The sequence below is a fragment of the Blautia sp. HCP3S3_B11 genome (assembly GCF_052064435.1).
In the GTDB taxonomy this organism is placed as follows: domain Bacteria; phylum Bacillota; class Clostridia; order Lachnospirales; family Lachnospiraceae; genus Blautia_A.
In genome coordinates, this window is sequence record NZ_JBQHVP010000001.1 from 69,452 (window position 1) to 85,367 (window position 15,916).

The following is a 15,916-nucleotide window of genomic DNA, read 5'->3' on the forward strand; positions in this document are numbered from 1 at the left end:
TGTAATTGTATCTCTCCAATCCATATAGCTACTATCCACACCGTTTTCAGCAAAATATTTCACAAGACAATCAAACGGATATTCGTAATCAAAACAATACGCTTACTTGACTTGGTTAAATTTTCACTAAAAAGGACGCAGTCAGAAACGTTCTCCGCTTCTTTCTGCGTCCTTTTTTACTGCTTACTATTACTGCCTGCGCAGCAATTTCTGCTGTTCTATTCTATTATTTCGCAACAAAGTTTACGATCTTGTTCGGTACATAGATCTCTTTGATGAGGTTCTTTCCTTCCAGGAAGGATGCAACTCTCTCATCTGCCTTAGCGATCTCAAATGCTTTTTCTTTCTCGCATCCGTTAGGGATTACGATGGTTCCTCTTACTTTACCGTTTACCTGTACACCGATCTCAACTGTCTTGGCAATGGTCTTGCCTTCGTCATATTTCGGCCATTCGGAAACTGCCAGTAAGCCTTCTCCTCCGATGAATTCCCAGATTTCTTCGCAGATATGTGGTGCAAACGGGCTAAGCAGTTTGATAAAGATGGTAAGGTCATCTTTGCTCAAGTGTCCTTCTGCTGTGATCTCATTAAGGAGTGTCATCAGGCTGGCGATCGCTGTATTGAATTTCAGGTTCTCGATATCAGAAGAAACTTTCTTGATGGTGCGGTGGAGTTTCATCTCCAGTTCATCAGATACGGATTCTTCAGAAAGGATATCTGTCAGCCCTGCAACACGATCCAGGAACTTCTTACAGCCCTTTACAGAGTTCTCGCTCCATGGAGTAGCTGCCCCATAGTCACCCATAAACAGTACATAGGTACGAAGAGTATCTGCACCGTATTCTTCTACAATATCCAGCGGGTCAACCACATTACCCTTGGATTTACTCATTTTATCTCCGTCCGGTCCGAGGATCAGTCCCTGAATGGAACGTTTTGCGTATGGTTCCGGTGTATTTACTACGCCAAGATCATACAGGAAATGATGCCAGAATCTGGAGTAAATCATATGTCTGGTAACATGTTCCATACCACCATTGTACCAGTCAACAGGCATCCAGTATTTCAGTTTGTCCATATCTGCCAGTGCATTTGCATTGTGCGGATCTGTGTATCTTAAGAAATACCAGGAAGAACCTGCCCACTGAGGCATGGTATCTGTCTCACGCTTCGCTGCAGCACCACATTTCGGGCATGTGCAGTTTACGAAAGAATCAATTTTTGCAAGCGGAGACTGTCCGTCTTCACCTGGTTCGAAGTCCTTTACATCCGGCAGACGCAGCGGAAGTTCATTCTCCGGAACTGCTACAACACCACAGTTCGGGCAATGGATAAGCGGGATTGGCTCGCCCCAGTATCTCTGGCGGTTGAATGCCCAGTCTTTCATCTTATACTGAACACCGGCTTTACCGATTCCTTTTTTCTCCAGTTCTTCCAGCATACGCTCAATAGAATCTTTCTTCTTTGCATATCCGTTCAGGAAATCGGAATTTACCATTTCGCCGTCGCCTGTATAGGCTTCTTTGGAAATATCTCCACCTTTGATAACTTCGATAATGTCGATGCCGAATTTCTTCGCGAAATCATAGTCACGCTGATCGTGAGCAGGTACTGCCATGATAGCACCTGTACCATATCCCATCATTACGTAGTCAGCAATGTAAATCGGGATTTTCTTACCGTTAACCGGGTTGATTCCCTCAAGTCCCTGGATTCTCACACCTGTTTTATCTTTTACAAGCTGAGTTCTCTCAAACTCTGTTTTCTTTGCACACTCATTACGATATGCAGTAATCTCGTCCATGTTTGTGACTTTATCTGCATATTTGTCAATGATCGGATGTTCCGGTGCGATTACCATGAATGTTACACCAAACAGGGTATCCGGTCTGGTTGTATAGATTTCAAGTTTCTCGTCGATTCCGTCAACATCGAAGTTAACGAAAGCACCTTTTGATTTTCCGATCCAGTGGATCTGCTGCTGTTTTACATTATCCGGATAATCTACATCTTTCAGACCTTCCAGAAGCTTATCTGCATACTGGGTAATTCTTAAATACCATACATCTTTGGATTTCTGGACAACATCGCTGTGGCAGATATCACATTTACCACCCTGGCTGTCCTCATTGGAAAGGACTACTTTACAGTGCGGGCAGTAGTTAACCAGTGTTCTGTCTCTGAATACAAGACCTTTTTCAAACATTTTCAGGAAAATCCACTGTGTCCATTTGTAGTAGTCTTCATCTGTTGTATCGATCACACGGTTCCAGTCAAAAGAGAATCCAACCTTCTTTAACTGATTGGAAAATCTCTTGATGTTCTCATCTGTGATGATACGTGGATGTGTTCCGGTCTTTACTGCGTAGTTCTCAGTCGGGAGACCGAATGCATCAAATCCGATCGGGAAAAGTACATTATAACCTTCCATACGACGTTTTCTGGAAATAACCTCCAGACTGGAATATGCTTTGATATGTCCTACGTGCATACCTGCACCACTTGGATATGGAAACTCTACCAAGCCATAGAACTTAGGTTTATCACTGTTATCTTTGGCTTCGAAGACTTTACTTTCTTCCCATTTCGCCTGCCACTTAGGCTCGATCTTTTTAAACAAGTATTTCATCTCTATACTTCCTCCAACATTTTGCTGTATGTGAACTACCCGGCAACAGAATTACCAGGGCATCTGACTTAAGGCGAGATACCGTCTTTTTCAGGGTGCGTCCATGACACCACTACTGTTTGCTCCACTGAGCTACACAGCTGCTTTTATTATTTCCGGCGGTTTCAGTCCGATTATGGACATCTTATCCTAAAAATTTATTTTAATTCAACAAAGGCTGTTTGTCAATGTAACGTTTCGCAGTATCTAGTGTTTTTGCTTTAAAAATGGCACTTATTTCGCATTTTCGAGTAATACACCACTAGAGTGTGTCTGAAAAATCATTCCCGCAATCTGCACGCCCCACTTTGTGGGATATTTCACCCGAATTCAGTTGCCGTAGCCCGCTACGGCGCCCTCATCCGGGCAAAATATCCCACAAATTGTGACGCACATCTTGCAGAAAGCCTTTTTCAGACACACTCTAGTTCTGTCAACAAAACGTAAAAAACAGGACATTCCGCATCTCTGCAAAATGTCCTGCCATTTTTATTTCTTAACTATATTTTAATTACTGCGCTAACACAAATTACTGCTCTGTCAGTAATTACCCTTTTTTATTCTTCCACTTTATCTACCTTACTTGCTCTGGCTTCAATTTCTTTTGCCTGAATATCTCCAGGAGCCTGCTCGTAGCGTGCAAATTCATAGGAGAATTCTCCGCTTCCACCTGTCATAGAACGAAGATCTGTGGAATATCCATAAATCTCAAGCTGTGGAACATCTGCCTCAATAATGGTATTGCCCTGATGATCAGGAGTCATACCAAGAACACGGCCACGGCGTTTGTTCAGGTCACCCATAACATCACCGGTAAATTTATCCGGAACAGTTACTTTCATAGATACGATTGGTTCTAAGAGTACAGGTGATGCATCCATAAAGCCTTTCTTAAATGCAAGAATCGTTGCCATCTTGAATGCCATTTCTGAGGAGTCTACCGGATGATAAGATCCATCATATAATGTAGCTTTCACACCAACTACAGGATATGCAGCCAGAGGTCCTTTTAACACGCATTCCTGAAGACCTTTCTCAACTGCCGGGAAGTAGTTCTTCGGAACTGCACCACCAACTACAACCTGTTCAAATTCATAAGGTGTCTCCAGATCGCCTGATGGCTCGAAACGCATCTTAACATGTCCATACTGTCCATGTCCACCGGACTGTTTCTTATGTTTGCCTTCTACATCTGCATTCTTACGGATTGTCTCACGGAACGGAACCTTCGGTTTGCTCAATTCAACATCTACTTTGTAGCGTTCTTTTAATTTATTCATAACGATATCGAGATGCTGGTCACCGATACCGTAGATAAGGCTCTGACGGTTTGCACTGTCATTTACTACACGAAGTGTCTTGTCTTCGCTCATCATCTTCGCTAATGCCTGGGAAATCTTATCCTCATCACCCTTCTTCACTGCTTTAAATCTCTTGCAGGTATATGGTGTGGAAAGGAGTGCCTTCGGATAAAGAATCGGATTTGCTTTTGTCGCAAGGCTGTCACCAGTCTGTACGCTGTTTAATTTGGCAATTGCACCGATATCACCGGCATGAAGTTCCGGAACCTCGATCGGTTTGGATCCTTCAAGTACATATAATTTATTCAGACGTTCTTCTTCGCCTTTCTCTACGTTTAATAAAGTGTCATCGGATTTGATAACACCGGAGCATACTTTAATAAGAGAATATTTGCCAAGGAACGGGTCTGCAATTGTTTTCCATACATATGCGGATTTCACTTTCGTGAAGTCGTAGTTTGCTTCAAAGATCTCATTTGTCTTCTGAGCGATTCCGTTGCAGGAACGTTTGTCCGGGCCTGGGAAATATCCGCAGATGTCATCCAGAAGATTGGATACACCGCGAAGGTTGATTGGTGAGCCCATGCATACAGGTACGATAGATGCCTCCTGTACGTTCATTGCAAGTGCCGCGGAAACCTCTGTCACTGAGAAAGTATCTCCTTCGAAGTAACGATCCATGAATTCCTCGCTGGTCTCTGCTACAGATTCCATAAGGATATCATGATATTTCTCCAGATATTCATCCAAGTATTCAGGAATCTCGCATTCCTCTTTCTTACCTTTATCTATGTATTTACGTCCTGCCTGTTTTACAACGTTTACATATCCTACGAATTTACCGTCTTCACGGATTGGGAAATGAAGCGGTGCGATCTTCTTGCCATAAAGTTCTGTGAGCTGCTCTACTACTTTACGATAGCTGACATCATCTACGTCCATGTCAGTTACAAAGATCATTCTCGGAAGTTTATATTTCTCGCATAAATTCCATGCTTTCTGTGTTCCGACCTGAACACCGGCTTTACCGGAAACTACAATGATCGCTGCATCTGCTGCACTTACTGCTTCTTCTACTTCACCTACGAAATCGAAATATCCGGGAGTATCCAGCACATTGATCTTTACCTTATCCCATGGTACCGGAATCAATGTGGTAGAAATGGAAAAATGTCTCTTAATCTCTTCTTTGTCATAATCGCTGACAGTATTTCCGTCCTCTACTCTTCCGAGACGGTTTGTCATTCCTGCTAAGTAAGCCATTGCTTCGGCCAGTGTAGTCTTGCCAGCGCCCCCATGACCTAAAAGGACTACATTTCTAATTCGGTCAGTTCTAAATACATCCATGTTGCGTACCTCCCTGTTTGTCTGTTATGTTGTCGCTGCTTATAACGCCCGCAGCAACGATATGGCTATATATTACTAAATTTTTTTGTATTTTTCAAGTATTTTATGAAATTTTAACATCTTTTTTTGTGAACTCTTTGTATTTTCATAAGCATTTTATATATTTTCAGTAATTTTTGCAGATTTTAACTGTGTAATTTGGCACAAATGTAATATCAGACGTATACAAGCTTTTTATCTACTATTTATCTCTAGCAAAAAATAAATGGATATTGTTCACTTCGTGCACAGTAATGGTAAACGTCTGACACTCTCATAAGCCCGCTTACTCTGTCGCTTTAAATTATTTATGTATAAAAGTCTCTCAATGAATTGACTTTTCAAATTATATCCTTTAAAATAGAAAAATATGATATGCAAATCGCATGAATTCACGCTGTATGTTTCTGGTTTTTGGTATGAATATGTCAAAACGCCCCGCGAAATAGCAGCGTATGAACAGCAATAAAAAAAGCTATTTGAAAGGATGCAAGAAACCACTATGAAAACCATCGGTTTTATCGGTCTCGGACTGATTGGCGGTTCAATCGCCAAGGCCATCCGGAAATACCACGAAGATTACCGTATCCTCGCCTATGATCAGGATAGGGAAACACTTGCCACAGCAGTCAGCAGTAATATGATCGATGCCGTCTGTGAAGAACACGACGAGCGTTTCAAAGGCTGTGATTATATTTTCCTGTGTGCACCTGTAGAATATAATGTAAAGTACCTGGAATATTTTAAAGAGAATATCGGTCCTGACACCATCATCACAGATGTCGGAAGTGTCAAGGGCATTATCCATAAAGAAGTTGAGCGTCTTGGCATGGAATCCCGTTTTATCGGCGGCCATCCAATGGCAGGCTCAGAGAAAAACGGATTCGAGGCTTCCAGTGACCGCCTGATCGAGAATGCTTATTATATCATCACTCCTGGCAGCGAAGTGCCATTAGAGAAGCTGACTGATTTTACAGAAATGATTTCTTCTCTCGGAGCAATTCCTATGGTTCTCACAAGCGAAGAACATGATTTTATCACTGCCGGAGTCAGCCATCTTCCTCACATCATCGCTTCTGCTCTGGTAAATCTTGTCAGCATGCTGGACAGCGACCAGGAATATATGAAAACGATCGCAGCCGGAGGTTTCCGCGATATCACACGTATCGCCTCCTCCTCTCCGATTATGTGGGAACAGATCTGCGTGGAGAACAACCAGAATATTTCCAATGTTCTGGACGACTATATCCGTCTGTTGGTGCAGATTCGTTGTTTTGTAGATAATAAGGACTCCAAGAGTCTGTATCAGATGTTTGCAAACTCCAGAGATTACCGTGATTCCATTGACGTTGTGGACAATGGACTGCTTAAAAAAGCGTATGTCCTGTACCTGGACATTGCTGATGAGGCAGGTGGTATCGCCACTATCGCAACTATTCTGGCTATGGAGAAGATCAGTATCAAGAATATCGGAATTATCCATAACCGTGAATTTGAGGAAGGTGTTCTTAAAATCGAATTCTATGACGGAACAGCTATGGAAAAGGGTGCTGCACTTCTTAAGAAACGAAATTATATCGTATACGAACGCTAGTATACTGGCCGCTTGATATTCAGGCAAAATATTATAAAACAGGCAGGAATCAAACATGGAAATCAAAAAACAGACACACCTCTCAGGAGAACTGACTGTACCAGGTGATAAATCTATCTCCCATCGTGCGGTTATGTTCGGTTCTCTTGCACAGGGTACGACAAAAATCACACATTTTCTGGAAGGAGCAGACTGTCTTTCTACTATCTCCTGTTTCCAGAAGATGGGAATTGATATTGAAAGAAATGCTTCAGAAATTCTGGTGCATGGAAAAGGTCTTCATGGGCTGAGCGCGCCATCTGAAATTCTGGACGTAGGAAACAGTGGAACTACCACAAGACTTATCTCCGGAATTCTGGCCGGACAGGCTTTTACAAGTGAATTAAACGGAGATGCTTCTATCCAGTCCCGTCCAATGAAGCGTATCATGACCCCTCTTCTTTCTATGGGAGCTGATATTGTTAGTCTGAAAGACAATGGCTGCGCACCTTTACGCATTACAGGTAAACCTTTGCATGCCACTCATTATCAGTCTCCGGTTGCTTCCGCACAGGTAAAATCATGCGTACTTCTTGCAGGAATGTACGCAGACGGCATTACCAGCGTTACTGAACCGGTGCTGTCAAGAAATCATACTGAAATCATGCTGAATTATTTTGGAGCAAAGGTATCTTCTGCAGGAACAACCGCTTCCATCGAACCGGAACCAGTGTTAAACGGACGCGAAATTAAAGTGCCTGGAGATATCTCTTCCGCTGCGTATTTTATTGCGGCAGGACTTCTCACACCAGGAAGCGAGATTCTTCTTAAAAATGTAGGAATCAACCCTACCAGAGATGGTATGCTGCGTGTATGCAAAGCTATGGGAGCTGACATTACATTATTAAATACAAGTACCGAAGGTGAGCCTACTGCAGACCTTCTGATCCGCACCAGCAGCCTTCACGGAACCACTGTTGAGGGAGAAATTATTCCGACACTGATCGATGAGATTCCAATGATTGCCGTTATGGCCGCTTTCGCAGAGGGGACTACCGTCATTAAGGATGCACAGGAACTGAAGGTTAAAGAATCTGACCGTATCGCAGTTGTAACAGAAGGACTGAAACGTATGGGTGCTGACATTCAGCCGACTGATGACGGAATGATCATTCATGGCGGTAAACCACTCCACGGTGCAGAGATCAACTCTTATCTCGATCACCGAATCGCTATGTCCTTTGCTGTGGCAGGAACAATCTGTGATGGCACACTCACAATTAAGGATGGCGACTGTGTTAAAATTTCCTATCCGGAATTTTATGAGGATTTGTATTCTCTTGGGAAATAATTTATAAGTAATTTTATTCCATAACTCCCAACGAATGTTTTTTGTTCAAACATTGTTGGGAGTTTTTATTGTATAAAACGGGAATACTTTTTTCTTTTTAGTACATACTTATCATTAGATAAACAATACTGTCATTTCCAAAATTTGTTATTTTGCATCTTGTAAACAAATTATTAAAATGAAATTTTGTATTTTTATTAATACTTGAGAATTTTTATCCAAAATACTATTTCCTTTTTTATGTAAATCATTTATAATACGTAATTGTTAGCAAATTCATTTTATTTTGAAGCGCTATATTTTTACGGAGAGTATATCTTATGTTACTGTGCACAAAATAAACAGTAACTATCTTATAGATATACATCTGACCAGAGAGGAGTTAATTATTTATGAAAATTTTATTTTACGGCACAAAAAACTACGACGAAGATTTTTTTGAAAAACTTCTTCCTTCCTATCCAGGTATTGAAATTAAATTTACAGAAGCAAATATTCATGAAGAAACCGCATCCCTTGCTCACGGCTATGAAGCCATCTGTGCTTTCGTAAACGCAGATCTGGGCACTCAGGTAATCGAAGAACTTAACGCACAGGGCGTAAAACTGATCCTTATGCGCTGCGCCGGATATAATAATGTGGATCTGGAAACTGCTCACAAATACGGAATAAAGGTTCTGCGTGTTCCGGGATATTCTCCGGAAGCTGTTGCCGAACATGCAATGGCACTTGCTCTCACAGCAAACCGCCACACACATAAAGCATACATCAAATGCCGCGAAAACAACTTTGCATTAAGCGGTCTGATGGGCGTAAACTTCTATCAGAAAACAGCCGGTATCATCGGTACAGGTAAAATCGGACAGGCAATGGCAAAAATCTGCAAGGGATTTGGCATGAAAGTTATCGCTTACGATCTTTATCCGAATAAAAACCTTGATTATCTGGAATATGTATCTCTGGATGAGCTTCTTGCAACCAGTGATCTGATCAGTCTTCACTGCCCTCTCACTAAAGAAACCAAACATCTCATCAATGAAGAAACCATTTCTAAGATGAAAGATGGCGTGATTCTTGTAAATACTTCCCGTGGTGGTCTGATCAAAACAGAAGATCTGATTTCCGGAATCCGCGATCATAAATTCTTTGCAGTTGGTCTTGATGTTTATGAAGAAGAAACTGACTTTGTATTTGAGGATATGTCCGAGCGTATTCTGCAGAGTTCTATCACTCAGCGTCTTCTCTCCTTCCCGAATGTAGTCATGACCTCTCATCAGGGATTCTTTACACGCGAGGCACTGGATAACATCGCAGAAACCACTCTGGAAAATGCAAAGGCATTTATGAATGGGGAAGAACTGAAAAACGAAGTTTTTTCTTAATTTGACGGAGTTTTCTTCAACAGAAATCAGGCAGGTATCTGCAATTGAAGCAGGAAATTTACCTGATTCAATTAAATATTTACTTCTTCTAACGAAAAAAGCACTCCCACGAGTGCTTTTTTCATAAATCGTCAATCGGATATTCACAATCCACTTCCGCTACTTGCTTATTATAAGCGGAAAATGATGTAGTATTCCTGACTATTTTGAAGTTTTTGTTGTATCTGGGGATGCAGCATCTTTTGCTGTATTTTCTGTTGTATTTTCTGTTTTCGCAACATCTGCTGTCTCTGCACTATCTGCATTTTCATCCTCAGGTTCGTCAATCTGCTTCATATCTTCATCAGAAGTGTCCGCATCCATTTCATTGAGTTCTTCTTCTGTCAGCGGCTGAAGGTCATCCTGATAGATTTCTTTGTTCGTAATATCATCTTCTGACTTTTTTCCACAACCGGTCAGACCGATAGATGCAAGAAGCATACCTGTAATTATCATGTATCTAAATTTCTTCATTCTATTCATCCTTTCATCTTTAATTTAACTGCCAGATCTTTTATCTTCTGTATCATATCATCCCTGTCTCTGACCGGCACTTTATCTGTACGGTTTACATACACCGTTCCCAGACTCTCACAGCTCATCTGGCGAAGCAGCATTTCTGCTGTGCTCTCTGCTTTCTCTCTTGGTCCGATACTTCCTGCAGCCAGAAGAACAGCTCCTGTTTTTTTCTTCGGAACCGGTTCTTCTTTACGGATATATCTGGCACTAAAATAGGTCTGCAGCCTGCTCATCGCTGCAAGAAGCATGCCCGTAACTTCTTCAAAATATACAGGGGAGGCAATAATAATGTGGTCACATTCCTCAATATAGGAAAGAACCTCCTGCCACTCATCTTTAACCGCACATCCCGCATGGTCAAAACACCATCTGCAATCTATACACGGGCGAATCTGTGCCCTGTATGCATCAACTACTTTGTACTCTCCGCCGAGATTTTCCTGCAATGTTCGAATCATATATGCAGTTTCGCCGTTTTTCCTCGGTGAACCATTAAAAATCAATGTTTTCATCCTTATTTTTCCTCATACTCTTTCCTGAGAAGTGCAATCTCACGCGCCCACCCCTCATCATCGTTCGGTGTTTCCAGAATAAACGGAACGCCTTTTGTCGCGGGATGATTAATCACACGCACAAGTGCTTCCAGTCCAATCTCGCCTTCCCCGATTCTGGCATGACGGTCTTTGTGACTGCCAAGACCATTCATACTGTCATTTAAATGAATCGCTTTCAGTCTGTCAAGACCGATGATCTGGTCAAACTCAGTAAATACCCCGTCAAGATCACTGACGATATCATATCCTCCATCCCAGACATGACAGGTATCCAGACAGACGCCCAGTTTCTCTTTCAGTTCCACCTGGTCAATAATCTGGCGCAGTTCCTGAAAGTTTCTTCCTACCTCGCTGCCCTTTCCTGACATTGTCTCAAGAAGAACTGTCGTGCTCTGTTCTTTTGTAAGAACTTCATTCAGGATTTCCGCGATTTTGGCAATTCCTGTTTCCTCTCCCTGACCTACATGGCTGCCCGGATGAAAATTGTAATAATTTCCCGGTGTCAGTTCCAAACGTTTCAAATCATCCACCATTGTCTCTCTGGCGAACTCTCTCAGATTCTCCTTCGCAGCACAGCAGTTCATTGTATATGGCGCATGCGCTACCAACTTGCCGAAATGATTCTCCTGCTCCAACTTTAAAAAAGCCTGTACATCCTGCGGATCAATCTCTTTTGCCTTTCCCCCTCTTGGATTTCTGGTAAAAAATGCAAATGTGTTGCCGCCATTTGCAAGCATCTGTTTTCCCATCGCCAGATATCCTTTGGATGAGCTTGTGTGATTTCCTATATATAACATATCCCATTCCTCTGCCTGTAATATTTATGTAACCTTTTGTCATAGTATTATAACAAAAATGTGGTTTTATGAAAAGACTTATTTGTTGACGATTCTGTGAATTCTCTATATACTTCTTATATAATTTAACCATTCAGTAATCCATTATTCACACAAAATTTTCATATGAATATATCTGTTTTTGTGAAATATAAATCCAGATTCTTATTTCACCTCAGAGAGTTTTCCAATGATTTAAATCCTTAACTGTACGGATACTGAATAGACCACTGTTTTTTCATTTTTCAGTAATCTGAATGTCCTTATAACTCATAAGAAAGCGAGAATACATATGAATCCTAAATCTAAAAGACCACAGGGCAAAACCTCGACATCCCGCAGAAAAAATATCTACAGAAAATCAAAATATTATCAGGAAAGACGGCAGAAACTACTGATTGCAGCCGGAATCGGCATTTTTGTTCTGGTCTTTATACTGCTTCTGGCAGGAATCCGCGGATGCAGCAACTATATACATTCACGGAAAACCGCTTCCAAAAATGCTGTATCAATGAATGTCTCTTCGGACAGCAGCAAATCCGCTTCTTCGGCTCCTGATCCTTCTGAATCTGATACAGCATCAGATTCTACCGTAGATTCGCCTGTATCTCTGACTCTCAGCATTGTAGGTGACTGTACCCTTGGGACAGATGAGACATTTGATTATGACACCAGTTTAAACGCTTACTATGAAAATTATGGTGCCGATTATTTCCTGCAGAATGTAAAGAGCATTTTCTCTGCAGATGATCTGACGATTGCGAATTTCGAAGGAACACTTACTGACTCAACCGAACGTGAAGATAAAACATTTGCTTTCAAAGCACCTGCCTCTTATGCTTCTATTTTGACAAGTGGTTCTGTTGAAGCGGTAAATACTGCCAATAACCACAGCCATGACTACGGAGATCAGAGTTTCGAAGACACACTCACCGCATTGGATAATGCAGGAATCGTACATTTCGGATATGATGAAACCGCCGTAATGGATATAAAGGGTGTTAAAGTCGGATTAGTCGGCATCTATGAACTGAATGACCACCTTAGCAGAGAACAGCAGTTAAAAGATAATATTGCGAAAATAAAAGCTGATGGCGCGCAGCTAATCGTAGTTATTTTCCACTGGGGAAATGAGACCGAAACCGTCCCGGACAGCAACCAGGCAACCCTTGGACGCCTGGCAATTGATGAAGGTGCCGATCTTGTATGTGGACATCACCCTCATGTTCTTCAGGGCATTGAAACCTATAAGGGTAAAAATATCGTGTACAGTCTTGGAAACTTCTGCTTCGGCGGAAACAGTTCTCCAAGCGATATGGACACCATGATCTATCAGCAGACCTTTACCATTGATTCTGACGGCGTCAAAGATGATAATGTGACTAATATTATTCCATGCTCTATCTCTTCCGCAGCATATGAAGGTTACAATAACTATCAGCCAACTCCTGCCGAGGGCGACGAAACTACACGAATTTTGAATAAGATCAATGATCGAAGCTCGTGGATCTCTACTGCGGAAGGTACTACCTTTACTGCAAAATATAATAGCAGCACAACAGGAAATAATACAGATAGTGCTAATTCTTCTGATAATAACACAGTTGATATGAATTAGACGCAAAAAGCCGGGAAGTCCTTTCAGATTTCTCGGCTTTCTTTATGTATTTCATATTATCCATTATATAATATGAAATATTTTTATATTGATATTATATAATTATCATCGCATCCCCAAAAGAGAAAAATCTATATCTTTCCTGTACTGCCGTCTCATAGGCGCGCATGATATTCTCCTTGCCAGCCAGTGCGGATACCAGCATCAGAAGTGTGGATTCCGGCAGATGGAAGTTTGTGATCAATCCATCGATCATTTTGAATTTATATCCCGGATAAATGAAAATCTCTGTCCAGCCACTTCCTGATCTCAGGATTCCATCTTCTCCTGTTGCGGATTCCAGAGTTCTGCAACTCGTGGTTCCTACGGAAATAACACGTTTTCCTGCTTTCTTTGTATCGTTGATCAGCTTCGCCTGATCCTCTTCTACAATATAGAATTCAGAATGCATATGGTGGCTTTCCACATCATCAACCTTTACAGGACGGAAAGTTCCAAGGCCTACGTGAAGAGTCACATGGGCGATATTCACGCCTTTTTCTTTCACCTTTTCCAGCAATTCTTTTGTAAAATGCAAACCTGCGGTCGGTGCTGCTGCGGATCCTTCATTCTTTGCGTAAACAGTCTGATAACGGTTCTTGTCTTTCAGTTTATGAGTAATATATGGTGGCAGAGGCATTTCTCCAAGCTGATCCAGAATCTCCTCAAAGATTCCTTCATAATGGAACTGAATCAGGCGGTTTCCCTCTTCCACAACATCAATGATCTCACCCTTTAAAATTCCGTTTCCAAATGTGATCTTCGCTCCCGGACGTGCTTTCTTTCCAGGTTTTACCAGACATTCCCAGATATCGTTTTCTTTTCTCTTCAGAAGCAGGATCTCAATCAGTGCTCCTGTCTCTTCTTTATGTCCGTATAAGCGGGCAGGGATTACCTTTGTATCATTGATAACCAGGCAGTCACCCTCTTCCAGATAATCCAGTACATCTGTAAAATGACGGTGTTCAATGCTTCCATCCTGTAAAGACAGATGCATCAGTCTGGATGAACTTCTGTCCTCCAGAGGATCCTGAGCAATCAGTTCCTGAGGAAGATCATAATAAAAATCTGCTGTTTTCATTTTGTCTGCTCCTCTTCTTCCTTCCACTGTTTCCTTAACTGGCGCACATAATTCCATTCTTTATTGGTCAGATCCGCCTTCTTTAAAAGATCCGGGCGTCTCTTTGCCGTACGGTAAACAGACTGCTCCCTGCGCCATTTCTCTATATTTGCATGATGACCGGACATCAGAACCTCCGGCACCTTCTTCCCATGCCATTCTTCCGGGCGGCTGTACTGCGGATATTCCAGAAGATTTCCCGCAAAAGATTCTGTCTCACCGGATTCCTGATTATTCAGCACTCCCGGAACCATTCTGGAAATAGAATCCATCATGACCATAGCCGGAAGTTCTCCGCCTGTAAGCACATAATCTCCGATAGATACATAATCTGTCACGATTTCCTCCAGAACACGTTCGTCGATTCCTTCATAGTGTCCACAGAGAAATACCAAATCTTCCTCCTGCGCCATCTCGCGTGCCATTGCCTGATTAAATACCTGTCCCTGAGGAGTCAGATATACAACCCTCGGTCGCTTTGCTGTGCGTTTGGCAATCGCCTCATATGCGAGATAAACCGGTTCTGCCTGCATCAGCATCCCGGCGCCGCCGCCATAAGTATAGTCATCCACTTTCTGATGTTTATTAAACGCATAATCGCGGATATTCACTGCTTCCAGTGTCAGGAGACCTTTTGTAATGGCACGTCCGGTAATACTCGTGTTCATACCATTTTCAATCATCTCCGGAAACAGGGTCAAAACATGAAAATTCATTTATATTAATCCTTTCATCAGATGAATGGTCATTACATTCTTCTCCACATCCACATCAAGAATACACTCCTTAATCGCAGGAAGAAGAACCTCCGCACCTTTCGTGTCTTCTACTACATAGACATCATTGGCACCAGTCTCCATTACATCTTTCAAAGTTCCAAATTTGCTTCCATCTTCGAGAACCACATCCATTCCGATCAGGTCTGCAATATAATACTCATCATCTTCCAGCTCCTGTGCTTCTTCTCTCGGAACCCAGAGTTCTCTTTTCTTATACATCTCTATATCATTAATATTGTCAATTCCCTTGAATTTCAGAATTACAAGGTTCTTGAAATACTTAACATTCTCAATTTCAAGCTTTCTTTTCTCTCTGCCAGTGTCAAGCAGAACATATTCCAGATCCAGAAATCTGTCTGCATCTGTGGTTGGATATACCTTTACTTCTCCGCGTACTCCGTGTGTCGTAGTGATCACACCAACTTTTAATAAATCTTCCATCTGCTCTCCCATTTTTTCATAATAAACCCAAATCAGGAGCCATGGGATGTTCCACAGCTCCTGACCCTATTTTCATTGCAGAATATCTACAATCACTTTTTTGCTGCTTTTTGAAGAAGCCGCTTTGACTACAGTGCGGATTGCTTTCGCAATTCTTCCCTGACGTCCGATAACCTTACCCATATCAGCAGGTCCGACCTTCAGCTCAACGATAATTGCGTCTTCCTTTTCTGTCTCAGTAACAACCACTTCATCCGGATTTTCAACAAGAGATTTTGCAATTACTTCCACTAATTCTTTCATTACATAC

Annotated in this window: 13 protein-coding genes and 2 pseudogenes; 5 read left to right on the plus strand and 10 right to left on the minus strand. The window is 41.9% G+C overall.

Features of this window, described 5'->3' with window-relative positions; all coding sequences use genetic code 11:
- Positions 1-226 precede the first annotated feature (226 nt).
- Together leuS and ACTNC0_RS00340 are read right to left on the minus strand one after the other, a co-directional pair.
- Positions 227-2,629, minus strand: coding sequence for a leucine--tRNA ligase (gene leuS, locus ACTNC0_RS00335; RefSeq protein ID WP_441085852.1), 2,403 nt, complete (start codon positions 2,627-2,629; stop codon positions 227-229).
- A 273-nt stretch (positions 2,630-2,902) separates the two neighbouring features.
- Positions 2,903-3,052 (minus strand): annotated as a pseudogene (locus ACTNC0_RS00340) (DUF6783 domain-containing protein).
- Here ACTNC0_RS00340 and ACTNC0_RS00345 point away from each other — a divergent pair.
- Positions 3,002-3,115: pseudogene (locus ACTNC0_RS00345) on the plus strand (DUF6783 domain-containing protein); the annotation flags it as partial. The pseudogenes ACTNC0_RS00340 and ACTNC0_RS00345 sit on opposite strands and share 51 nt — an antisense overlap.
- 110 nt (positions 3,116-3,225) lie before the next feature.
- Here the strand turns inward: ACTNC0_RS00345 and ACTNC0_RS00350 are convergent.
- Positions 3,226-5,316, minus strand: coding sequence for an elongation factor G (locus ACTNC0_RS00350; protein ID WP_441085853.1), 2,091 nt, complete (start codon positions 5,314-5,316; stop codon positions 3,226-3,228).
- A gap of 541 nt (positions 5,317-5,857) precedes the next feature.
- Between ACTNC0_RS00350 and ACTNC0_RS00355 the strand changes: the two genes are divergently transcribed.
- The 3 genes from ACTNC0_RS00355 to ACTNC0_RS00365 all read left to right on the plus strand — a co-directional run bounded on the left by ACTNC0_RS00355 (position 5,858) and on the right by ACTNC0_RS00365 (position 9,661).
- Positions 5,858-6,949, plus strand: coding sequence for a prephenate dehydrogenase/arogenate dehydrogenase family protein (locus tag ACTNC0_RS00355; protein ID WP_441085854.1), 1,092 nt, complete (start codon positions 5,858-5,860; stop codon positions 6,947-6,949).
- Positions 6,950-7,004: 55 nt separating this feature from the next.
- Complete coding sequence (gene aroA, locus ACTNC0_RS00360) at positions 7,005-8,279, plus strand: 3-phosphoshikimate 1-carboxyvinyltransferase (protein WP_441085855.1); 1,275 nt, start codon at positions 7,005-7,007, stop codon at positions 8,277-8,279.
- Positions 8,280-8,671: 392 nt separating this feature from the next.
- The gene (locus ACTNC0_RS00365; RefSeq protein ID WP_441085856.1) at positions 8,672-9,661 is read left to right on the plus strand and encodes a 2-hydroxyacid dehydrogenase; all 990 of its coding nucleotides are present in this window, start codon (positions 8,672-8,674) and stop codon (positions 9,659-9,661) included.
- Between the two features lie 201 nt (positions 9,662-9,862).
- Here the strand turns inward: ACTNC0_RS00365 and ACTNC0_RS00370 are convergent, their stop codons facing one another.
- From ACTNC0_RS00370 to ACTNC0_RS00380, 3 genes are read right to left on the minus strand one after another with little or no spacing between them, the layout of a single operon-like run.
- Positions 9,863-10,174: a hypothetical protein gene (locus tag ACTNC0_RS00370; protein WP_441085857.1), complete on the minus strand. Its 312-nt coding sequence runs from the start codon at positions 10,172-10,174 to the stop codon at positions 9,863-9,865.
- 5 nt (positions 10,175-10,179) lie between these two features.
- Positions 10,180-10,731 carry a flavodoxin family protein gene (locus tag ACTNC0_RS00375; protein ID WP_441085858.1) on the minus strand — a complete coding sequence of 184 codons (552 nt, stop codon included), beginning with the start codon at positions 10,729-10,731 and terminating at the stop codon, positions 10,180-10,182.
- A gap of 2 nt (positions 10,732-10,733) precedes the next feature.
- On the minus strand, positions 10,734-11,570 hold the full coding sequence (locus tag ACTNC0_RS00380) for a deoxyribonuclease IV (protein ID WP_441085859.1): 837 nt from the start codon (positions 11,568-11,570) through the stop codon (positions 10,734-10,736).
- 325 nt (positions 11,571-11,895) lie between these two features.
- Between ACTNC0_RS00380 and ACTNC0_RS00385 the strand changes: the two genes are divergently transcribed.
- On the plus strand, positions 11,896-13,227 hold the full coding sequence (locus ACTNC0_RS00385; protein ID WP_441086056.1) for a CapA family protein: 1,332 nt from the start codon (positions 11,896-11,898) through the stop codon (positions 13,225-13,227).
- Between the two features lie 94 nt (positions 13,228-13,321).
- Here the strand turns inward: ACTNC0_RS00385 and queA are convergent, their stop codons facing one another.
- From queA to ACTNC0_RS00405, 4 genes are all read right to left on the minus strand, one after another.
- The gene (gene queA, locus ACTNC0_RS00390; RefSeq protein ID WP_117674759.1) at positions 13,322-14,347 is read right to left on the minus strand and encodes a tRNA preQ1(34) S-adenosylmethionine ribosyltransferase-isomerase QueA; all 1,026 of its coding nucleotides are present in this window, start codon (positions 14,345-14,347) and stop codon (positions 13,322-13,324) included.
- The gene (trmD, locus tag ACTNC0_RS00395) at positions 14,344-15,102 is read right to left on the minus strand and encodes a tRNA (guanosine(37)-N1)-methyltransferase TrmD (protein ID WP_117674758.1); all 759 of its coding nucleotides are present in this window, start codon (positions 15,100-15,102) and stop codon (positions 14,344-14,346) included. The genes queA and trmD overlap by 4 nt, the downstream gene beginning before the upstream one ends.
- Positions 15,103-15,606: a ribosome maturation factor RimM gene (gene rimM, locus ACTNC0_RS00400; protein WP_117674757.1), complete on the minus strand. Its 504-nt coding sequence runs from the start codon at positions 15,604-15,606 to the stop codon at positions 15,103-15,105. It lies immediately after the preceding gene.
- A gap of 72 nt (positions 15,607-15,678) precedes the next feature.
- Entirely contained in the window at positions 15,679-15,909 is a 231-nt protein-coding gene (locus ACTNC0_RS00405) for a KH domain-containing protein (protein ID WP_008704683.1), read from the minus strand.
- Positions 15,910-15,916: the final 7 nt, after the last annotated feature.